We start from the raw sequence: 20,904 nt of genomic DNA on the forward strand, positions 1-20,904 counted from the left end.
TTTCGCGAGCAGGCTCACTCCTGCAGGAGATTTGTGTTGGGGATCAGGGCGCGGTCAGTGGCCGCTCACTCATGAACGCTTCGAGTCGCGAACGCAGCCAGCGCTCGGCCGGATCGCTGTCGACATGGCTGAGCCAGACCATCGACAGATCCAGCATCGGTGTCTTGAACGGAAACGGTTCCTTGAACAACCGCCCGGAAGCGGCCATGGCTTCGGCGGTGTAGTCCGGCAGGCTGGCGATCAGGTCCGTGCCCGCGAGCAACGCCGGCAACGCACTGTATTGCGGCACCGACAGCACCACATGGCGGGTACGGCCGATTTCCGCCAGCCATTCATCGGCATAGCCACTGATGTTGGCGGTGTGGGACACCAGCACATGCGGGCGTGAGCAGTATTCATCGAGGGTCAGTGGCGAATCAGAAGCATCGGCGCGCAGGATGCTCGGCTGGATATGCCGCAGCAGTTTGCGCTTGGCATTGGCCGGCAAGCCTCGGGTCTGGCTGATGCCGACGGTAATGTCGCCAGCGGCCAGCAGGTCGGGAATGCGCCAGTAGTCGACGTGTTGCACCACAAACACCACGCTGGGTGCCTCCTGGCGCAACGCCCGCAACAACGGTGGCAGCAGGCCGAATTCGACGTCATCGGACAGACCGATGCGAAACGTCATGTTGCTAACGGCCGGGTCGAAATCGTGGGTCAGGCTCAGGGCCACCGACAGCGAATCGAGGGCCGGCGACAGGTACTTGAACAGTTCTTCGGCGCGGGCGGTCGGCTCCATGCGATGGCCGACGCGGATGAACAGCGGATCATTGAACATCGCGCGCAAGCGATTGAGCGCCGAGCTGATGGTCGGCTGGCCAAGAAACAGCTTCTCCGCTGCCCGGGTCACGTTGCGTTCGAGCATCAAGGTTTCAAACACCACCATCAGGTTGATGTCGGCCTTGCGTAGTTCATTTCGATTCATCCATTGCCCCTGATCCCCAGACTGCGGGCAGTGTATGAAGTCCTTGGGACTGGCGTCTATCAGACGATTGGCCGTTTGTTCGACAATTTCACTTGACCGTCAGTGTCTTCAGTCCCAGCCCCATGACGCGCGCATCATCATTGAAGCCGAGCTTTTTCGGGCTGACGGCATCGGGCAGATGCAGCCGGACGTCCAGAAACTCCTCCGCGGCCAGGGCGGCGCTGAGCGGAATTTCCAGCCGATTGTCCTGTACCTGGGTCAGACGCGTTGAATACGCCTCTACACCATTGATGCTGACGATCACCCGCTGGCTGAGATTCGGCGGCATGGCAAACGCCAAGGCATCGATCACGATCGCACGTGCTCCGGGGGTGACTCGCAGCAGCAATTCCGCATCCTGCCCGTCACTCCAGGTACCCCAGGCTTCCGGCGTTGACCAGCCTTTGGCCAGTTGCCGCGTGCTGCGATTGAAGGCCTGCACCAGCCCCGGCTGACTCAACGGTATCGGCGACATTGCCCGCCCCTGATCAACCATCGCCCGGCATTGGCCACAGTGCTTCCAGCCTGGGGCCAGCACGACAAAGTCATCGACTCGGGTCAACAGATCGGTGTCGCTGTGAATGCTTTTTACTGCCAGCGCCAGCGCATCGTCATCGAGGATGTACAGCGAGTCGGCGTCGTACTGGCCACTGGCAAGTTCGCTTTGCGTGGTGCGCTGCAGCTTTTCCAGCGCTTTGGGGCTCGTACGCCCCAGGTAGGCCGCATCGGTTTTCAGCCCGCGGGTGGCGGCGAAATCGGCAATCGCCTGCCACTGGTCTGGCTGGTTTTTCGGCGTCACGGCACGGATGCTCTTGTAGTGTGCCGCCGCGCTGTCCCAGAACGGATCATGCATCGGGCTGACCCAGGCCACGGCTTCCGGGACCATTTTCGCAGCGTTCAAACCGGCCCAGACAATCCGCATATCGGCAACTTGCACCGCCAGCGCGAGCGCCAGCAGCCCGATGGCGATTCGCGGTCGATAGCCGCGTACCACCAGATAAGTGAGCAGTATCACGATGACGTAAAACACCGGCCAGAACATCCGTCCCGAGGCGCGGAAAATATTCGAAAGCCCCACCACAAACTTCGGTAACGGATAACTGAAGGTCTGCAGGCCGACACCGATATGGTTCGACAGCGCGAACAGGGTCAACCCGATCAAGGCCCAGAACAGCAACGGGCGACGGTTCAGCAGTGCCTTCAGCGAAATGCCGCTGCGGTACCAGCCAATCAGGGCCAAGGGCACCAGCAGCAGCACGCCAAGCCCCAGATAATTGAAACCTTCGTAATCGCCGCCGGCCGTGGGAATGTTAGCCAGAACATAAGACCAACCGTCCGCATCCACCAGCGACAGCAGGTTCATGCGATAAAAGCCGAAGCCACCGCTCACCGCGCCACCGGAAATACTGAAATAACCCGCTTGCCAGCAGCACACGCTCACCAGCGCGAACAAACTGCCCAGCTCGATCAGAACCTGACGGCGGGTCAGTTTATCCGCCCGCAGTTTGCCAAACAGATCTGCCACCCAGATCAGCGCCACCATGCCCAACAGGTAGGCATGAACCAACGCCGTCACGGCCAGTAACGCACCCCATGCCAGGCGTCGGCGCTGCAGTGCCGGGTGCAACGCCAGATATAGCGCCGCGAGAATCAGGAAGTGCGCGGCCAGCGAAAGATGGCCACCTGTACGCAAAAACATCGGCGGCGAAAATACCAGGAGACCGGCACCGAGCAGGCGCAATAAAGGGTTTTCGGTGATCAAGCCGAGCAGCTTCCAGGCAAACCAGGCTTGCAGAACGAAACACAGCAACAACCACATGCCAAAGTACTGGAAGGTCTCCGGCAGCCACGCGTTGAAGGGTTTGAACAGCAGCGCCAGCAGCGGATTGGAGTCGGAGAAAATGATCGCGCTGCCCAGCTCCATCCCATAGGACGGGTTCAGCCCGAGAGGAAAGGTCCAGGGCGAATGGCGAAAGAACACCCAGCCCAGATAATGCGTTGCCGGGTCACCGTCCTTGAGCCAGGCAATGTTTTGTGGATCAAGGGCACGCGGGCCGATCACCAGAAAGAACGCCAGCGCCCCCAACAGGATCGGCAACAGCGCCAAGGCCGGGTGCTTGTTCAAGTCCTTCATCGGTACGTCCAGAAGTTATGCAGCACGAAGGTGAACGCCGGAATGATCAGTGCCACGGCACCGATGCCCAGCAAATAGTGAAGACCGGCGATCTGCGCCGCCCATGCGACGAACATGGCCAACAGAAATCCGCCAAAGGACACCAGCATGAAGCGCGACAGCGTTCTGCCATGCAGCCGGGCGGAGAAACTCCAGGTGGTGTTGATCAAATAGGACACCACCGTCGCCACGGCAAATGCCACACCGTTGGCCAGCGGCGGTTGCGGGGCCACGAAGTTGATGAACAACACCGCCACCAGTGCATGCAGGGCCGTGACGAACAGACCGGTCACGGCAAAGCGCAAACCGCGCTGGATCAACGCCGCTCTGTCGGCTGATGTCACGGCTTGCGCGCCAGCACAAACACACTCAGACCGGCCAGGCGGTTCACGCCCATCAGCGGCAGTTCAAGGCTGCACAGGGTCTTGAGCACGCTGTTGACCAGCGGATGATGGCGTTTGAGCTGAGACTGCGGTGCTGCAGCCTGCGGCCCTTTGGGCAGCAGACGCAACGCCGCCGCGATCGGAAACACCGCACCGAAATAATAGGCACCGCGCTGCACAGTCAACCCGGCGTCATGGGCCAGGGTTTCAAACTGCGCAAGGGTGTAGCGGCGTTTGTGTTCGAGGAAGTCGTCGTGTCCGCTCCATAGGAACTGGAACGCCGGCACGGTCATCAGGAAACGGCTGCCGGACGGCACTTTATCGACATAAGCCTTGAGCAGGCCAAGGTCGTCGTCGACATGCTCCAGCACGTCCATGAGCAGCACCAGATCGGCGTCGATGGCGTCAATGTCGCGGCGGTAATGCACCGGTTTGCCGGCCGTTGTCGCGTCCGAATCGGCGGGGTAGCTGATGTCGACGCACCACGCTTCCTGCGCAGTGGTTTGGGTCAACAGATGGTGGGAGAAAAAACCCGACCCGGCGCCCACGTCGAGAATCCGCGTGATCGGCGCATCGCCCAGCAAACGCCGGGTCGCTGCAGCTTTGGAGCAGTAGTACCAATGCTCGCCGATGCTGTCGCCGAGGATGTCTGTTTCCTTGAGATCCATGTTTCAGTCCTTGGGGTCGTAGACGCGACGCACCAGAAAAACCGGCCGGCGTTTGGATTCGATATAAGTGCGACCGAGGTACTCGCCGAGCACGCCGATGCCGATCAGTTGCAGGCCACCGAGGAACGTCACCGCAACCATCAGCGAGGCGTAACCGGGCATGTCGACGCCATGAATCAACGTGCGCACCACAATAAAAATGGCAAAGGCAAAGGACACCAGCGAGACCATCGCCCCGATGTAGGTCCAGATGCGCAGCGGTTCGGTGCTGAAACTGGTGATGCCTTCCAGGGCAAAATTCCACAGCCGCCAGCCGTTGAACTTGCTCTCCCCGGCCACACGCTCGGGGCGCTCGTAATCGACGTGGGTGGTACGAAACCCGACCCAGGCAAACAGGCCCTTCATGAAGCGCCGGGACTCCGGCAGGGTCAGCAAGGCATCGACCACGCAGCGGTCCATCAGGCGGAAATCACCGACGTTTTCCGGCAGCGGTTGCTCGGCGATCTTGTTGTGCAAGCGATAGAACCAGTGCGCCGAAGTCTGCTTGGCCCAGGTGTCGCTGCGGCGACTGATGCGATGGCCGAGCACCACCTCGTAGCCTTCGCGCCAACGCTCGATCATTTGCAGGATGATTTCGGGCGGGTCCTGCAGATCGGCATCGATGGGAACGACAATCTGCCCGGTGGCGATCTGCAATCCCGCAGACAGCGCCGCCTCTTTACCGAAGTTGCGACTCAGGTCGACGATGCGCAGACGCGCGTCGTGCTGCTGGCGTTGCAGCAGCCGCTCAAGCGTGGCATCGGTGCTGCCGTCGTTGACGAATACCAGTTCCAGATCAATCGACGCCTGGTGCTGGAAAACTTCATCGATGCGCAGGACGAACGCATCGAGACTGTCCTCCTCGTTAAAAACGGGGACAACCAGCGATAACGTGACCCGTGTAGCCTGTGGCGTTCCGTGCTCAGTCAAGGGAATGCTCTTTTTATAGTGATTGTCGGTCGTCGAAGGATTTTCGACGCCATGAGCCGTCCCGTATTAAGCAGTAGCGTTGATAGCCTTGCAAGGTGGAAATGGCGACATTTTGGCCAATCCAGACGCCGATGCGTGCGCTCTAGCCCGCACTCTTCAGAAACATCCACCAACGATTGGAAACAAATACCCGATAGCGAAAAAAACTCGCTCCGCTAGGCTTGCGTCGATGCGCCACACAGGCTGTCGCAATAACCATCGCAAGGAGCGAACCGAATGTATTTCGAGATCTACAGGCAATCCCGCGGCACCCCGACCACCGGCAAAGGTCAATGGCGCTGGAGGCTGCGGGCGGGGAACCACGAGACAGTTGCCAGTGGCGAGTCGTATATGAACAAGGCCGACTGCTTACATGTGATCGAGTTGATCAAGGGTGTGCAGGGCGAAACACCGGTGAAGGAAATCTGACCCCACCAGTCGGTGTAGCGCCGTTTCCTACAGCCTCTTCCTTTTTTGCCTGAACCACTGGCGAAGCACGTTGGCGCCCCTACGCTCTTCAGCGTATGGGGCCATCCGGCTCTGTTGCGCCACATAACATTCAAGCCAAAAAGGAGCCGCACCATGGCTAGAGACAAAGCGAAAGACGACAAGCACTTCAACTGCACCCAAACACACGAAGCCGACTACGTCGCCAGCCTCTATCCGCACGCCAAGGATGAAGTGAAAACCTTCCTGGCCACGGCTTGCAAGGACAACACGCTGCATAACTCGACGCACAAGGAGGTGTACGACTTGATCAAACGCAAGCTGGGGCACTCGCAGCCGTGAGTGACTGGGGCGGGTTTCGATAAAACCCGCGGAAACAAAAAAGCCCCGTAGCTTCTCAGCTACGGGGCTTTTTCTATGTATGGCGGAGAGATAGGGATTCGAACCCTAGGTACCGGTGAAGGTACAACGGATTTCGAATCCGTCCCATTCGGCCACTCTGGCATCTCTCCAACGGCGCGCATCATAACAACACTTTTGCCGAAAGCAAACCCTCTTTCGCAAAATTTCTCCGTGCTATCAGATGCTTGCGTCGATTAAAGCGGCACACCCAGACGGTTGGCAACTTCTTCGTAGGCTTCGATGACGTCACCGAGGCCCTGGCGGAAGCGGTCCTTGTCCATCTTCTTCTTGGTGTCCTTGTCCCACAGACGGCAGCCGTCCGGGCTGAACTCGTCGCCCAGGACGATGGAGCCGTCACTGAACACACCGAACTCAAGCTTGAAGTCCACCAGCAGCAGACCGGCGTCGTCGAACAGTTTGCTCAGGACTTCGTTGACCTTGAGCGACAGTTCTTTCATGCGCGCCAGTTGCTCGGCGGTGCCCCAACCAAATGCCACAACGTGGGATTCGTTGATGAACGGGTCGCCCTTGGCGTCGTCCTTCAGGAACAGTTCGAAGGTGTAAGGGTTGAGCTTCAGCCCCTCTTCAACGCCCAGACGCTTGACCAGGCTGCCGGCGGCGTAGTTACGCACGACGCACTCGACCGGGATCATGTCGAGTTTTTTCACCAGAACTTCGTTGTCGGCCAGCAGTTTGTCGAATTGGGTCGGAATGCCGGCCGCTTCGAGTTTCTGCATGATGAAGGCGTTGAACTTGTTGTTCACCATGCCTTTGCGGTCGAGCTGCTCGATGCGCTTGCCGTCGAACGCCGAGGTGTCGTTGCGAAACAGCAGGATCAAGCGGTCAGCGTCATCGGTCTTGTAAACCGATTTGGCTTTGCCGCGGTAGAGTTCTTCACGTTTTTCCATGATGGGCTCCGCTTGCTAAGTAGATGGGCTAGGCGATATGGCGCCAGTCGAGCCCTGAATCTTGATCGGCCAGTTGCAGCCAGTCCGGGTCGCACCCGAGGGTGTCGACGAAACATTGCCGGGCCAGCTGCGGCAGGTTGTTCTTGCTGCTCAGGTGGGCGAGAACCAGATGCTGCAAGCCCTGCCACCCCAACTCGGCCACCAGGAATGCCGCCTGATGGTTATTCAAATGTCCCAGCTCGCCGCCCACCCGCTGCTTGAGAAAGTACGGGTAGTGACCACGAGCCAGCATGTCGCGGCAGTGGTTGGACTCGATCATCAATGCATCGAGATCCCGATAACCGTCCAGCACCCGCTCGCAGTAGGAACCCAGGTCGGTCAGCAGGCCGAAGCGCCGCTGCTCGTTATCACTGAATACATACTGGGTCGGCTCTTGCGCATCGTGGGCCACGGCAATGACCCGGATGCTCAGTGCGCCGATCTGCAGCTGCTCGCCGCAGGCCAGAAAGCCTGCGGGTTCGATCGGTTTGCGCATCCCGCGCAGTGTGCCGCGACTGAGGTAGACCGGCAGATTGTAGCGCCGAGACAGCAAACCCACGCCATGCACGTGGTCGGCATGTTCGTGGGTCACGAGTATCGCGCTCAGTTGCGCCGGGTTCACACCCAGGCGCAACAGGCGTTTTTCGGTTTCCCGCAGGGAAAAACCACAATCCACCAGCACATACGTATCAGCACTGGCGATCAGCGTGCCGTTCCCTTGGCTACCGCTGCCGAGAACGGCAAAACGCATGTGATCAGCCCAGGTTATCCTGAATCACGCTCAACACTTTGCGGGCAACATCGGCCGGCGCAACGGTGTTGATGTTCTTCTCGACGGTTACCTGAACGTTGTCACCGACCTTGCTCAGGCGAACCTGATAACGCTCGGCGCGAGCTTCAACTTCTTCCTTGGTCGGCGCACTGCCGAACAGGCTGCTGAAGAAACCAGGCTTTTCGTCTTTCTTCTCGGCTTTTTCGGCCAGGTTGATGTAGTACAGGCCCAGGCTGCGGTTGATGTCTTCAACGCGCCACTGACCTTGCTCCAGCGCACGACCGACGCTCGACCAGGCACGATCCAGGTCCGGGCCGACGTTCAGCACCGGGTTGCCGCTGCCGTCTTCGCTGAGACTGACACGGCTTGGGGTATCGAAATCACGCGAAGCCAGCATCGACACCGAACCGCCCTTCTCGGAGATCCGGCTCATGCTCGCGAGCATGTCGTCGACCAAGGCTGCGTCCAGGCCAGTGTTGACCGAACGGTTGGTGAAATCGACGTCGGCGGTGCTGCCGGCAGGACGCTCGGCGCTGACCACGTAGATTTCACTGGTGTTGCGCTGCACGCCCGGCTCGATGCGCACTCGCACGCGGGTTTCGCTGTCGGCACCGACACCGGCTGCGCTCAGGCGCTTGGCCATCGCGGCAGACAGTTCGTCGGAATGCTGCCAGGTGGTGCTGAATTCGCCGGTTTGCGGGCGCTGTTCATCCAGACGGAAACCGTTGTCCTGGAAGAACTGCACCGCCACTGGCCAGACTTCGGCCGGTGGATGCTGGGCCATGACCCAACGCGAGTCACCGCTCTTCTGCAGCGAGTAGTCGGTCGCATCGACAATCGCCGACAGCGGTTGAGGACGCGGCACCACATATTCGCCCTTGGCAGTGTCATCGGCCACGTTGCGCGGGATCGGCAACAGTGGATCCAGACGCTTGGAGGTGCTGACGTTCGGTGGCAGTTGCATCGGTGCAGTCTGTTGCGCTTCCAGGTAATCGCTACCACGGTCACGGAAATAACCTTCCGGGCCCCAGATCCATCCGCAGCCACTGGTGCTGGAGATAATCAAGGCAAGTGCGGAAAGTCCGGCCATTCGCTTCATGCGTTGTACTTCCTCAATTAAACCAGGACGCTGCACTGGCGCAGGGCCGTGCGAAGCGTTTCATGACAAGGAGCGCTCAGCCAGGTCAGCGGCAGGCGGATGCCTTCGTGCATCAGGCCCATTTCAACCAAAGCCCACTTCACCGGAATCGGATTGGCTTCGATGAACAGGTCCTTGTGCAGCGGCATCAGTTTTTCGTTGATGGCCCGTGCGGTCTCGGCGTCGCCGTTCAGCGCAGCCTCGCACAGGTCGGCCATTTCGCGCGGGGCGACGTTGGCGGTCACGGAGATGTTGCCTTTGCCACCCAGCAGGATCAGCTCTACCGCGGTCGGATCATCGCCGGACAGCACGATGAAGTCCTTGCTCACGCCGTCAATGATCGCTTTGGCGCGTTTCAGGTCGCCAGTGGCTTCCTTGATGCCGATGATGTTCGGCACGGTGGACAGGCGAATCACGGTCTCGGCCTGCATGTCGCAGGAGGTGCGGCCAGGAACGTTGTAGAGAATCTGTGGAATGTCGACCGCTTCGGCAATGTGCTTGAAGTGCTGGTACAGGCCTTCCTGAGTCGGCTTGTTGTAGTACGGCACGACCAGCAGGCAGGCATCGGCGCCGGCGGCCTTGGCGTTGCGGGTCAACTCGACGGCTTCACGGGTCGAGTTGGCGCCAGTACCGGCGATGACCGGGATGCGGCCCGCTACCTGCTTGACCACGGCTTTGATGACGGCGATGTGTTCTTCTACATCAAGGGTGGCCGACTCGCCGGTGGTACCGACCGCGACAATGGCGTGGGTGCCGTTTTCAAGGTGGAAGTCCACGAGTTTTCGGAGGCTGTCCCAGTCAAGACGCCCTTGTGCATCCATGGGTGTGACCAGTGCCACCATACTGCCCCGAATCATGAAAACGCTCCTGCCGGAAAAAGAGAGCGGTAATGGTACTGGCGCCAAGATGCTTGTACAAGCGAAGTACTGCGCCGCCATTCCCCTTGGCGTCGGTTTTCGCTACCCTTCAGACTTTGATCGGTACAGATCAGCTTGTACGCCGGGTTCCAGCCTCCCTTTTCGGCCTCCCAGGTCCCGTTCCAGCGTCGCTGCTGCACGCTCCACTATTATTGGAGCGAATTGCGAGCCGTGGCCCGGGGCTTTCTGAATCGGCACGCGCAGACGCATCCCGACGATCAACGCCCATCGACCTACCGACCGCTCATCGCTTTAGGAATGCTGCATGTCCACCCCCACAGTTCGCGAACAATTCCTTGTCATCAGTGCCCTTGGCGCCAACCCCATGGAGCTGACTAACGTCCTGTGCCGCGCCAGCCATGAAAATCGCTGCGCCGTCGTCACCTCCCGCCTGACTCGCCACGGCGAATGCAGCGCGCTGATCCTTGAGATCTCTGGCAGCTGGGACGCCCTTGCGCGCCTGGAAGGCAGCCTGTCCGGGCTCGCCAAGAAGCACGCGTTCACGGTCAACGTAGTGCGCAGCGCCGCGCTGGAAAATCGCCCGCAGGCACTGCCGTATGTGGCGTATGTCAGCTCGGCGTATCGCCCGGACATCATCAATGAGCTGTGCCAGTTCTTCATGGACCACCACGTCGAGCTGGAAAACCTGACCTGCGACACCTACCAGGCTCCGCAGACCGGCGGCACCATGCTCAACGCCACGTTCACCGTGACGTTGCCGGCCGGCACCCAGATCAGTTGGCTGCGCGACCAGTTCCTGGATTTCGCCGACGCGATGAATCTGGATGCCCTGATCGAGCCTTGGCGCCCACAAAACCCAATGTAAGGAAGCTTTCATGGCCGTTGTCATCGACCAACCGGTTGCGGATTTCGAAGCACCTGCCACCAGCGGGCAGACCGTCAGCCTGTCTGCCCTGAAGGGCAAGCAAGTGGTGATCTACTTCTATCCGAAGGACAGCACCCCGGGCTGCACCACCGAAGGCCAGGGTTTTCGTGATCAATACGCGGAATTTCAAGCCGCCAACACGGAAATCTTCGGTATTTCCCGCGACAGCCTGAAATCCCACGAGAACTTCAAGTGCAAGCAGGCGTTCCCGTTCGAGCTGATCAGCGACAAGGACGAAGCCGTCTGCCAGCTGTTCGACGTGATCAAGTTGAAGAAGCTCTATGGCAAGGAATACCTGGGCGTTGATCGCAGCACATTCCTGATCGACAAGAACGGTGTGCTGCGTCAGGAATGGCGCGGCGTGAAAGTGCCGGGGCATGTGGATGCGGTGCTGGCTGCAGCTCAGGCGCTGAATCAAGCCTGATATTTCTGCGTCGATCTCACTGACGCCTTCGCGAGCAAGCCCGCTCCCACAATTGACCGAGGTCTGATGTGGGAGCGGGCTTGCTCGCGAAGGGGCCATAAGCCTCAACAAATGATCCGGTTTTAAAGTAGCGGAGCGACCACGGGCTCCTTGCGCGGCCAGGCATCCAGCACCGCCTTGAACAGCGTCGCCAGGGGAATCGCAAAGAATACCCCCCAGAACCCCCACAACCCGCCAAACAACAGCACTGCGCAGATAATTGCCACCGGGTGCAGGTTGACCGCTTCGGAAAACAGCAACGGCACCAGGACGTTGCCATCCAGCGTCTGAATGATTCCGTAGACCGCCATCAGATAGATGAACTGATCACTCCAGCCCCACTGGAACAGCGCGATCAGCAGCACCGGCACGGTTACCACCACCGCGCCGACGTAAGGCACCACCACCGACACCCCGACCAGCAACGCCAACAGCGCCGCATAGTTGAGCCCAAGGGCGACGAACGCGATGTAGGTCACGCCGCCACAGATCACGATCTCGATGACCTTGCCACGAATGTAGTTGGCGATCTGCCGGTTCATTTCCTGGGCAACCCGGGTAATCAGCGCCCGCTCACGCGGCAGATAGCCGCGCACCCACTCGCCGATCATGGCCCGATCCTTGAGGAAGAAAAACACCAGAATCGGCACCAGCACCAGATAGATCATGATGTTGACCAGCAGCGGCAGACTCGACAGCGAGAAGGTCAGCGCCCACTGCCCGAACTTGCCGATCTCGCCGCGCGCCGCTTCGATGGCCTGCAGCACCTGCTCGTCGGAGACCAAATGCGGATAGCGCTCGGGCAGCAACAGGAGCAGCGGCTGCCACTTGGCGAGCATCCCCGGCAGTTCGTTGAACAGCGTGATCAACTGATGCCAGAGCAACGGCACCACCACCACAATGAACACCAGCAACAGGCCCATGAACAGCGCAAACACCAGCCCCACCGCCGCTGCCCCGGGCACGCGCATACGTTCAAGGGCCACCACCAGCCCCTGCATCAGATACGCCAGCACCATCCCGGCCAGCACCGGCGCGAGCATGCCACCGAGGGTAAGCACCGCGGTGAAGGCGAGGAACAGCAGCACTGCCAGCACCACCGCTTCTTCATCGGAAAAATAGCGCTGAATCCAGTCGCGTAACACTTTGAACATCAATAATCCTTAGGTTTTTACGCTGTCGGTTTCAGGCTTTTTTCAACCAGTAACGGTAAACGCCTGCTTCGTCTTCTTCGCGCAGCAGCGTATGACCGGCCAAACGGGCAAAGGTGCGAAAGTCGCGCTGCGAGCCCGCATCCGTGGCGATCACCTTGAGCACGGCGCCGCTGGGCAGCTTGTTGAGCTCCATTTTGGCCTTGAGCAACGGCAACGGGCAATTCAGGCCACTGGCGTCCAATTCACAGTCATGGGCTACAGCGTCAGTCATTGCGTCACTCCGGTTCAGGTGGTTGAGCTGCCTAGAATATCTGGTCGCAAGCCCGGTGTCCGGCTACAGTAAGGTCTTTGTCTTCTAAGGCTTTGTGCATGACATTTCTGCGCCCTACCCTGCTGACGCTCGCTTGCCTGCTCGCCTCACCGGGCTTTGCCGACGATCTGCCGTCACTTGGCGACGCCAGTTCTGCCATTGTCTCGCCGCAACAGGAATACCAGCTCGGCCGCGCCTGGCTAGCCATGTTGCGCAGCCAGGTTTCACAGCTCAACGACCCGCAGCTCAAGGATTACGTCGAGTCCAGCGTCTATAAGCTGGTGGAAACCAGCCAGGTCACCGACCGTCGCCTGGAATTCATCCTGATCAACAGCCCGCAACTCAACGCCTTTGCCGCCCCCGGCGGCGTGGTGGGGGTCAACGGCGGGCTGTTCCTCAACGCGCAGACCGAAGGTGAATACGCTTCGGTACTGGCCCACGAACTGGCTCACTTGTCACAACGCCACTTCGCTCGCGGCGTCGAAGCCTCGCAGCGGATGCAGGTGCCGATGATGGCGGCGCTGCTGGCCGGCATCGTGATTGCCGCCGCCGGTGGCGGGGATGCCGGGATCGCGACCATCGCCGGCACTCAGGCCGCAGCCATTCAGTCGCAACGCACCTTCTCGCGTCAGAACGAACAGGAAGCCGACCGTATCGGCATCCTCAATCTGGAAAAGGCCGGGTACGACCCACGCTCGATGCCGACCATGTTCGAACGGTTGATGCGCCAGTACCGCTTTGACGCCAAGCCGCCGGAATTCCTGCTGACTCACCCGGTGACCGAATCGCGTATCGCCGACACCCGCAACCGTGCAGAGCAGGCACCGGCGGGCGGCATCGAAGACAGCATGCGTTATCAACTGATCCGCGCCCGCGTCCAACTGATTTATGAAGAAACCCCGGGACTGGGCGCCAAGCGTTTCCGCGCGCAACTGGACGAGAACCCGAAAAACGACGTGGCGCGCTACGGCCTGGCAATTGCGCAAATCAAGGGCGGCCAGCTCAATGAAGCGCGAGAGAACCTCAAACAGCTGCTGGCCAAGTCGCCGAACGAGATCATTTATAACCTCGCGCAGATCGATCTGGACATCACCAACAACCGCTTGCCGGATGCTCAAACACGGGCTGACCGGATGCTCACGCAGTATCCGGGCAATTACCCGCTGAATCAGGTTCGTGTCGATCTGCTGCTGAAACAGAATCGCACCGCCGACGCAGAAAAAGCGCTTGAAGGCTTGCTCAAGTCCCGCCCGAACGATCCGGATGTGTGGTATCAGGTCGCCGAAACACGCGGTTTGTCCGGCAATATCATCGGCTTGCACCAGGCCCGCGCCGAGTACTTCGCGCTGGTGGGTGATTATCGTCAGGCGATCCAGCAGCTCGACTTTGCCAAGCGCAAGGCGGGCAGCAACTTCCCGCTGTCCTCGCGCATCGATGCCCGCCAGCGTGAGCTGATGGAGCAGGAGCGCATGATCAAGGACATGATGGGCTGAGTTTTCTTTTCAGCGATGCAAATGTTTCAGGCATAAAAAAACCGCCTCTTTCGAGGCGGTTTTTTATTTCACCGCAAGCGTATTATTCAGCCAGCTTGAAGGTGATGAAGCTGGCACGACCTTGACGCAGAACGCGCATCGATACCGAACGATTCTTCGGCAGCGCCTTGGCGATCTCGGCGAACTCCTTGGTGGAGCCGATGGCCTGGTTGTTCAGGTGAGTGATCACGTCACCCGGCTGCAGACCGATCAGGGCTGCTGGACCGTCCTGAACGTCCTTGATGACCACCCCGCCTTTGAGGTCGTAGGTTTTCTTCTGCTCATCAGTCAGTTCAACTACCGACACACCGAGACGGTTGCTGCTGCTTTCCGTACCGGACTTCGGCAGTGCTGCCAGCTCTTTGTCTTCGTCCGGAATCGCGCCGACCGTCAGTTCGACGTTCTTGCGCTTGCCGTCACGAATCACTTCAAGATTGGCCTTGGCACCGGCCTTTAGAGCACCCACCAGATGTGGCAGGTCGGCGGACATGACGATCGGCTGACCGTTCATGCTCAGGATCACGTCGCCCACCTGCAGGCCGCCCTTGGCTGCCGGACCATCATCCTGAATCTGCGCCACCAGCGCACCGGCCGGTTTATCAAGACCGAACGACTCGGCCAGATCCTTGTTCACTTCCTGAATCACCACGCCCAGCCAGCCGCGGCTGACCTTGCCACCGCTTTTCAGCTGGTTGGATACATCCATGGCAACGTCGATAGGAATGGCGAACGAAACGCCCATGAAGCCACCGGAACGGGTGTAGATCTGCGAGTTGATCCCGACCACTTCACCATTGAGGTTGAACAGCGGACCACCGGAGTTACCCGGGTTGATCGGCACGTCAGTCTGGATGAACGGCACGTAGTTTTCGTTTGGCAGGCTACGGCCAACAGCGCTGACGATGCCCTGGGTCACGGTGTGGTCGAAGCCGAATGGCGATCCGATCGCCACGACCCATTGACCAGCCTTCAGATCCTGAGACTTGCCGAGCTTGAGCACCGGCAGGTCTTTGCCATCGATTTTCAGCAGGGCCACATCGGAACGCGGATCGGTGCCGATCAGCTTGGCCTTCATTTCACTGCGATCAGCCAGGCGCACGAGGATTTCGTCGGCATCGGCAATCACGTGGTTGTTGGTCAGGATGTAGCCATCCGAAGAAATGATGAAGCCCGAACCCAGTGATTGCGCTTCGCGCTGGCGATCACCCCGTGGCGAACGCTGCTGAGGCGGCATGCCACGTTCGAAGAACTCGCGCAGCATCGGTGGCAAGCCTTCCAGGTCAGGCATCTGCTGGTTCACTTTGCGATCCGGCAGTTTCTGCGTGGTACTGATGTTCACCACCGCAGGCGAGGCCTGTTCGACCAACTGGGTGAAGTCCGGCAGGTCGGCCGCCTGGGCAGCGGGAACAGCCTGACCGAGCACCAGGACGGTGGCGAAAATGGAGAGATAAGACTTCAAGCTAAGTATCGACATACAGCTCCCGTTACGACGAGCAGGGTTAAGCGATATGGAGCAAGGAACACCGGGAACCGCGGGCCGGCATTTTTGTTCCGGGAACAACAGACAAGGCCAGAGCCGTGAGGCTCTGACCTATAAAAAACTTTCGGGTGATTTGCAAATGAAAATGCTGAGCAAACATTTCATCTACGTCTCGACAAAGAGGTGGAAAAGACTGAAATCAGCTCACTGCTTGCTGGTTGCAGCGCCATCGTTGCGCATAGACAGAGCAATTCGTTCGGCCGTACCGATTGGAATTTCGCCGACCACCGTCACCATCATTTCGCCTTCAGGCGTGGTCAGGCGGCGGGAAACAGCGACAGTCGGCCCCAACTGCGTACGAGTGTCGGTCACTGTCGCGCCGTTGAGCGGCTCCAGAAATACCGAGAATCGCGCCAACCCGTCGTCATACATCAGGCTGCTGACCTGAGTTTTGGTTTCCGGGTCTTTGTGCGAGGTGCTGCTGGTCAATTCAAAGCCAGGCGGCAGCCAGTCGGAATGCCAGACCTGAGCGGTCTTCACGGCAGAAGCCTTGTCGCTGTCGAGCGTGATGGCCTTGCACTCGGCGCCGGCTTGCAGGTCTTTGTCCGACGGCACATCGGCGGTATCAAGACTGGTGAACTGGAAGCGCTCGAGTAACTGCCCCTTGTCATTAAGCAGCAGCGACTTGAGCGGCAGACCGGTCTGTTTGTCCAGATGCAGTTCGAAACCATAGCGATGCTGGTCTCGAGGCGTCAGCGATACGATGACCGCATCACGCCCGGCCACGCGCGACTTGCCGATGACAGCAAGGTCATACCAGTTTTTCAGCTTTTGGGGATCAAGCGAACGAGCAGTCGAGTTGGGAGAGTCTCCCAATCCGGCAATCAGGGTCCCGCTGACGCATTGAGTATGCCCATCAACGCGCACGACTTCCTGAGCCGAGCCGTCGAGCTGAAGCAGACGCTCGCGGACCTGGCCATTCTGGACACGATGCCAGATGTTGTGGGTAGAAAAACTACCGTTACGCTCGTAAACGAAGGTGCCGTGGAAGCTTTGCTGCTGCTCGGCCTGGCCCAGACGGGTCAACCAGTCCTGGGCCTCGTCGGCGTGGGCTGGAACAACGAACCAGCCACTGAGCAGAAGCGAAAGTAGAGGTATGGCGCGCATGATCCTCCTTAACGGTTTTCCATGCTTGCTGCACGCGCATAAGGCAAGGCGCTTTCAGTACCTTTCAGCGCAGCCTGTTGGGCATGCTGGCGCAGATAGCCTGGCAGACGCTGATCGTGCCAGCCTGGCTGACCTTGCAGTACGCCATTGGCCATTGGGCCTGTGGTTTCCGAGCTTTCCTTATAGCCTGCCAGAACAGCCGGGCCCTTGACCTGTGGAGCGGCCAGGGATTGCTGGCTGGACTGCTGAGCCAGCTCGACACCCGCGATTTCATCCTGGTTGTACAGGCGGACACCCGCCAATACGGCAACGGTCACCGACGCGGCAACGGCCAGACGACCGAGGTTGCGCCAAGGGCTACGGGATACTTTGGCTGGAGCCGTCTCGTCTTCCAGCGCAGCAGAAACTGCCGCAGCAATGTCCAGACGCGGAAGCAGCAGATCCTTGTGCATGGCTGCCCGAGCGATCTGATAACGAGCCCAGGTCTCACGGGTTTCAACATCGTCCAGTGCATTGATCACTCGACGCAATTCCAGTTCGTCCGCTTCGTTATCCATCACTGCGGACAGCGATTCCTGCAGGGCTTCACGACTCATGGCGTTCCTCTCTTGGCTGTCGCCGCTGTCTCAGTTTTCCTGCAACAACGGCTGCAGGGCTTTATCGATGGCCTCCCGGGCGCGGAAGATCCGGGAGCGCACGGTACCCACCGGACACTGCATGACGCTCGCAATGTCCTCGTAACTCAGACCATCGAATTCACGTAAAGTTAAAGCCGTACGCAAATCCTCTGGCAGTTGCTGAATGGTTCGATGGACGGTGCCTTCGATCTCATCCCGCAGCAATGCGCGTTCAGGTGATTCAAGATCCTTGAGGCCGTGATCGCCGTCGTAGAACTCTGCATCTTCAGAACTTACATCGCTATCCGGCGGCCGGCGGCCGCGTGAAACCAGATAGTTTTTTGCCGTGTTGATGGCAATGCGGTAAAGCCACGTATAAAACGCGCTGTCTCCGCGAAAGTTTCCAAGCGCTCTGTACGCCTTGATAAAGGCTTCCTGAGCCACATCCTGGGCTTCATGGGTGTCGTGCACAAAACGCACGATCAACCCGAGAATTTTGTGCTGATATTTCAGCACCAGCAGATCGAAAGCTCGCTTGTCGCCACGCTGAACGCGTTCGACCAGCTGCTGATCCTCTTCCTGGGTTAGCATGAACACTCCTCGATAAGCATGGAGGAGGCTTGCATAACTAAACGACCAGACTTGCAAACATAGACTCGGGCTTTTCGCAAAAGTTCTCCCCCTCCAGGCAAGTTTCCTGCGGGCTCTGATTTGGCACGCACGAAAAACGCAGCGCGGGATAAACCGGCTGCGCGAATAATCTTGTCATCGGTTCGCCGGCAAAAACCCAATCGCAGGTTCTGCAATGAAGCCGACACTGTCCCGTGTTTCAGGCAACTGTCTATTGATCTTGGGCCTCTGGCAAAAGTTCCAATTATTTATAGCCACGCTGAAACGACATTGAGCAACCGTGCGCTGAAAAAGCCTGTTTCATCCTCGATACAGTCGTCTTTTCCCAAAACGACAGAAAAAAACTCCCGACGAAGCGTCAAGCATTTGTCGTCACAGTAGTTTCACAATGCCATACGAGCCCGGCTATTGTGCCGCTCCCCCCCTCTATATACTAGTGGGCTGTGTGGCTGTCTTGACTCGCCGATCCAGCTGTCTTGCGCCAACCCCGACCCGGGTCGCTTTGAGCGGAATCCTGAAATGAGCCAACAGTTTCAACACGATGTTCTGGTCATTGGCAGCGGCGCTGCCGGTTTGAGTCTCGCGCTGACCCTGCCGGGTCATTTGCGCATTGCCGTATTGAGCAAAGGCGATCTGGCCAACGGCTCGACCTATTGGGCCCAGGGTGGCGTCGCTGCCGTGCTGGACGATACCGACACTGTCGAATCCCACGTCGATGACACGCTGAATGCCGGCGGCGGCCTGTGTCATGAAGACGCTGTACGCTTCACCGTCGAACACAGCCGCGAAGCCATCCAGTGGCTGATCGACCAAGGTGTGCCTTTCACCCGAGACGAACAGTCCGGCACAGAAGACGGCGGTTTCGAATTCCACCTGACCCGCGAAGGCGGTCACAGCCATCGGCGCATCATTCACGCCGCCGATGCAACGGGCGCGGCGATTTTCACCACCCTGCTCGCCCAGGCCCGACAACGCACCAATATCGAACTGCTGGAGCAGCGAGTTGCCGTTGATCTGATTACCGAACGTCGCCTGGGCATGGATGGCGACCGTTGCCTCGGTGCCTACGTGTTGAATCGCGCCACCGGTGAAGTCGACACCTACGGCGCGCGCTTCGTGATCCTCGCCTCCGGCGGCGCAGCCAAGGTCTACCTCTATACCAGCAACCCCGACGGCGCCTGCGGCGATGGCATCGCCATGGCCTGGCGTTCGGGCTGTCGGGTGGCGAACCTGGAGTTCAACCAGTTCCACCCCACCTGTCTGTATCACCCGCAGGCCAAGAGCTTCCTGATCACCGAAGCCTTGCGCGGTGAAGGTGCGCACCTGAAGCTGCCCAACGGCGAACGGTTCATGCCGCGCTTCGACAAACGTGCCGAACTCGCGCCGCGCGACATCGTTGCCCGGGCCATCGACCATGAAATGAAGCGCCTGGGCGTCGATTGCGTTTATCTCGACATCAGTCACAAGCCCGAAGCCTTCATCAAAAACCACTTCCCGACGGTTTATGAGCGCTGCCTGGGTTTCGGCATCGACATCACCAAGCAGCCGATCCCGGTGGTGCCGGCCGCGCACTACACCTGCGGCGGCGTAATGGTTGACCAGCACGGTCGCACCGATGTCCCGGGCTTGTACGCGATTGGCGAAACCAGCTTCACCGGTTTGCACGGCGCCAACCGCATGGCCAGTAATTCGCTGCTCGAATGCTTCGTCTATGCCCGTTCGGCCGCAGCGGACATTCTCGTGCAACTGGATGACATCGCGGCGCCAGACGCCCTGCCCGAGTGGGACGCCAGCCAGGTGACCGATTCGGACGAAGACGTGATCATTGCCCACAACTGGGACGAACTTCGCCGCTTCATGTGGGACTACGTGGGCATCGTGCGCACCAACAAGCGTCTGCAACGGGCGCAACACCGTGTGCGCCTGTTGCTGGACGAAATCGACGAGTTCTACAGCAACTATAAAGTCAGCCGCGACCTGATCGAGCTGCGCAACCTGGCGCAAGTCGCTGAACTGATGATCTGCTCGGCCATGGAACGCAAGGAGAGTCGTGGCCTGCATTACACCCTCGACTACCCGAACCTGCTGCCCGAGGCACTCGACACTATTCTGGTGCCGCCCACCTACGCCGGCTGAACTTGAGCCGCACCCGCAGGCGTCGGTGCACATCCACTGCCTGCGCATCACGTGGTACGCAGATCGACCGGACACGCCACTCCCCGCGCAAACGAAACCGCAGCACCACGATCAGTGGCAGCGCCAGGCTGTCGGGGCGCAGTTGTGCCGCTTGCCAGCCGCCCGCCTGATTCCACAGCTGCCAGCCGTCGGCGTCACGCCGCAGTCCACAGAAGGCGTCGGGATGCGTCAGCAGCACCTGCCGCGGGAGTAACCAGAACGCATGCGTCAGACAGACAGAAGCCCCGAGCAGACTGGCCCAGAGAGGAATTGAAAGCATGAACAAGGTACCCAGAGCGAACGCCTGGGCCAACAGATACGCCGCCAGCAACTGCCGTGAGGCATGCCAGCGGCATTCGAACGTGTTACTTGGGCTGAACACGATCCAGGATCATCCGGACCATGCGCTGCAGCTCCGGGTCTTCGGATTCGCTGCGCTCCATGAACCAGCCGAACATGTCCTGATCCTCACAGGTCAGCAGGCGGACATACAAATCGCGATCGACCTGGTTGAGGTGCGGGTAAGCTTCTTTCACGAACGGCACCAGCAACACGTCAAGCTCAAGCATGCCGCGACGGCTGTGCCAAAAGAGGCGATTCAGTTCAACTTGTTCGACCATGGAGCCCTCCTC

The 20,904-nt window shown here is 59.5% G+C and carries 23 protein-coding genes and 1 tRNA gene; 6 read left to right on the forward strand and 18 right to left on the reverse strand.

Features of this window, described 5'->3' with window-relative positions; genetic code table 11:
• Nucleotides 1-43: 43 nt before the first annotated feature.
• From U862_RS0112160 to U862_RS0112180, 5 genes are all read right to left on the reverse strand, one after another.
• Complete coding sequence (locus U862_RS0112160; RefSeq protein ID WP_007963299.1) at nt 44-964, reverse strand: LysR substrate-binding domain-containing protein; 921 nt, start codon at nt 962-964, stop codon at nt 44-46.
• Between the two features lie 88 nt (nt 965-1,052).
• A complete protein-coding gene (locus tag U862_RS0112165; RefSeq protein WP_025110652.1) occupies nt 1,053-3,137 on the reverse strand; it encodes a DUF6311 domain-containing protein in 2,085 nt (694 codons plus the stop codon).
• On the reverse strand, nt 3,134-3,520 hold the full coding sequence (locus U862_RS0112170; protein WP_025110653.1) for a GtrA family protein: 387 nt from the start codon (nt 3,518-3,520) through the stop codon (nt 3,134-3,136). The genes U862_RS0112165 and U862_RS0112170 overlap by 4 nt, the downstream gene beginning before the upstream one ends.
• The gene (locus U862_RS0112175; protein WP_025110654.1) at nt 3,517-4,227 is read right to left on the reverse strand and encodes a bifunctional 2-polyprenyl-6-hydroxyphenol methylase/3-demethylubiquinol 3-O-methyltransferase UbiG; all 711 of its coding nucleotides are present in this window, start codon (nt 4,225-4,227) and stop codon (nt 3,517-3,519) included. Before U862_RS0112175 ends, U862_RS0112170 begins: the two co-directional genes overlap by 4 nt.
• 3 nt (nt 4,228-4,230) lie before the next feature.
• A complete protein-coding gene (locus tag U862_RS0112180) occupies nt 4,231-5,196 on the reverse strand; it encodes a glycosyltransferase family 2 protein (protein ID WP_025110655.1) in 966 nt (321 codons plus the stop codon).
• A gap of 276 nt (nt 5,197-5,472) precedes the next feature.
• Here U862_RS0112180 and U862_RS0112185 point away from each other — a divergent pair, with 276 nt between their 5' ends.
• Together U862_RS0112185 and U862_RS0112190 are read left to right on the forward strand one after the other, a co-directional pair.
• Nucleotides 5,473-5,664, forward strand: a complete 192-nt coding sequence (locus U862_RS0112185; protein ID WP_025110656.1) for a DUF1508 domain-containing protein — start codon at nt 5,473-5,475, stop codon at nt 5,662-5,664.
• 153 nt (nt 5,665-5,817) lie between these two features.
• Nucleotides 5,818-6,024, forward strand: coding sequence for a hypothetical protein (locus U862_RS0112190; RefSeq protein ID WP_025110657.1), 207 nt, complete (start codon nt 5,818-5,820; stop codon nt 6,022-6,024).
• Nucleotides 6,025-6,104: 80 nt separating this feature from the next.
• Here the strand turns inward: U862_RS0112190 and U862_RS0112195 are convergent.
• The 5 genes from U862_RS0112195 to dapA all read right to left on the reverse strand — a co-directional run bounded on the left by U862_RS0112195 (nt 6,105) and on the right by dapA (nt 9,798).
• Nucleotides 6,105-6,194, reverse strand: a tRNA-Ser gene (locus U862_RS0112195).
• Between the two features lie 84 nt (nt 6,195-6,278).
• Nucleotides 6,279-6,992 carry a phosphoribosylaminoimidazolesuccinocarboxamide synthase gene (gene purC / locus U862_RS0112200; RefSeq protein WP_025110658.1) on the reverse strand — a complete coding sequence of 238 codons (714 nt, stop codon included), beginning with the start codon at nt 6,990-6,992 and terminating at the stop codon, nt 6,279-6,281.
• Between the two features lie 28 nt (nt 6,993-7,020).
• On the reverse strand, nt 7,021-7,782 hold the full coding sequence (locus U862_RS0112205; protein ID WP_025110659.1) for an MBL fold metallo-hydrolase: 762 nt from the start codon (nt 7,780-7,782) through the stop codon (nt 7,021-7,023).
• Nucleotides 7,783-7,786: 4 nt separating this feature from the next.
• Nucleotides 7,787-8,902 carry an outer membrane protein assembly factor BamC gene (gene bamC / locus U862_RS0112210; RefSeq protein ID WP_025110660.1) on the reverse strand — a complete coding sequence of 372 codons (1,116 nt, stop codon included), beginning with the start codon at nt 8,900-8,902 and terminating at the stop codon, nt 7,787-7,789.
• A 17-nt stretch (nt 8,903-8,919) separates the two neighbouring features.
• Complete coding sequence (dapA, locus tag U862_RS0112215) at nt 8,920-9,798, reverse strand: 4-hydroxy-tetrahydrodipicolinate synthase (RefSeq protein ID WP_025110661.1); 879 nt, start codon at nt 9,796-9,798, stop codon at nt 8,920-8,922.
• A gap of 325 nt (nt 9,799-10,123) precedes the next feature.
• Here dapA and U862_RS0112220 point away from each other — a divergent pair, with 325 nt between their 5' ends.
• Together U862_RS0112220 and U862_RS0112225 are read left to right on the forward strand one after the other, a co-directional pair.
• A complete protein-coding gene (locus U862_RS0112220) occupies nt 10,124-10,684 on the forward strand; it encodes a glycine cleavage system protein R (RefSeq protein ID WP_025110662.1) in 561 nt (186 codons plus the stop codon).
• 10 nt (nt 10,685-10,694) lie between these two features.
• Nucleotides 10,695-11,168 carry a peroxiredoxin gene (locus U862_RS0112225; protein ID WP_025110663.1) on the forward strand — a complete coding sequence of 158 codons (474 nt, stop codon included), beginning with the start codon at nt 10,695-10,697 and terminating at the stop codon, nt 11,166-11,168.
• A gap of 122 nt (nt 11,169-11,290) precedes the next feature.
• On the opposite strand, the gene U862_RS0112230 is transcribed toward U862_RS0112225, so the two are convergent.
• Both U862_RS0112230 and U862_RS0112235 read right to left on the reverse strand, forming a co-directional pair.
• Nucleotides 11,291-12,361, reverse strand: a complete 1,071-nt coding sequence (locus U862_RS0112230) for an AI-2E family transporter (RefSeq protein WP_025110664.1) — start codon at nt 12,359-12,361, stop codon at nt 11,291-11,293.
• Between the two features lie 31 nt (nt 12,362-12,392).
• Nucleotides 12,393-12,632 carry a sulfurtransferase TusA family protein gene (locus U862_RS0112235; RefSeq protein WP_007963279.1) on the reverse strand — a complete coding sequence of 80 codons (240 nt, stop codon included), beginning with the start codon at nt 12,630-12,632 and terminating at the stop codon, nt 12,393-12,395.
• 98 nt (nt 12,633-12,730) lie between these two features.
• Here U862_RS0112235 and U862_RS0112240 point away from each other — a divergent pair, with 98 nt between their 5' ends.
• Nucleotides 12,731-14,164, forward strand: coding sequence for a M48 family metalloprotease (locus tag U862_RS0112240; protein ID WP_025110665.1), 1,434 nt, complete (start codon nt 12,731-12,733; stop codon nt 14,162-14,164).
• Between the two features lie 82 nt (nt 14,165-14,246).
• Here the strand turns inward: U862_RS0112240 and U862_RS0112245 are convergent, their stop codons facing one another.
• From U862_RS0112245 to rpoE, 4 genes are all read right to left on the reverse strand, one after another.
• Nucleotides 14,247-15,677 carry a DegQ family serine endoprotease gene (locus U862_RS0112245; RefSeq protein WP_025110666.1) on the reverse strand — a complete coding sequence of 477 codons (1,431 nt, stop codon included), beginning with the start codon at nt 15,675-15,677 and terminating at the stop codon, nt 14,247-14,249.
• Nucleotides 15,678-15,887: 210 nt separating this feature from the next.
• Nucleotides 15,888-16,850 (reverse strand): MucB/RseB C-terminal domain-containing protein, encoded by a 963-nt coding sequence (locus U862_RS0112250; protein WP_025110667.1) that lies wholly within the window; start codon nt 16,848-16,850, stop codon nt 15,888-15,890.
• 8 nt (nt 16,851-16,858) lie between these two features.
• Nucleotides 16,859-17,446: a sigma-E factor negative regulatory protein gene (locus U862_RS0112255; RefSeq protein WP_025110668.1), complete on the reverse strand. Its 588-nt coding sequence runs from the start codon at nt 17,444-17,446 to the stop codon at nt 16,859-16,861.
• A gap of 30 nt (nt 17,447-17,476) precedes the next feature.
• Complete coding sequence (gene rpoE / locus U862_RS0112260) at nt 17,477-18,058, reverse strand: RNA polymerase sigma factor RpoE (RefSeq protein WP_003172477.1); 582 nt, start codon at nt 18,056-18,058, stop codon at nt 17,477-17,479.
• Between the two features lie 558 nt (nt 18,059-18,616).
• On the opposite strand from rpoE, the gene nadB reads away from it, so the two are divergent.
• Complete coding sequence (nadB, locus tag U862_RS0112265; RefSeq protein WP_025110669.1) at nt 18,617-20,233, forward strand: L-aspartate oxidase; 1,617 nt, start codon at nt 18,617-18,619, stop codon at nt 20,231-20,233.
• On the opposite strand, the gene U862_RS0112270 is transcribed toward nadB, so the two are convergent.
• Together U862_RS0112270 and U862_RS0112275 are read right to left on the reverse strand one after the other, a co-directional pair.
• Entirely contained in the window at nt 20,202-20,654 is a 453-nt protein-coding gene (locus U862_RS0112270; RefSeq protein WP_025110670.1) for a protein YgfX, read from the reverse strand. The genes nadB and U862_RS0112270 overlap by 32 nt on opposite strands.
• Nucleotides 20,638-20,892 carry a succinate dehydrogenase assembly factor 2 gene (locus tag U862_RS0112275; RefSeq protein WP_025110671.1) on the reverse strand — a complete coding sequence of 85 codons (255 nt, stop codon included), beginning with the start codon at nt 20,890-20,892 and terminating at the stop codon, nt 20,638-20,640. The genes U862_RS0112270 and U862_RS0112275 overlap by 17 nt, the downstream gene beginning before the upstream one ends.
• Nucleotides 20,893-20,904 lie beyond the last annotated feature (12 nt).

The organism is Pseudomonas sp. H1h (assembly GCF_000633255.1).
In the GTDB taxonomy this organism is placed as follows: Bacteria; Pseudomonadota; Gammaproteobacteria; order Pseudomonadales; family Pseudomonadaceae; genus Aquipseudomonas.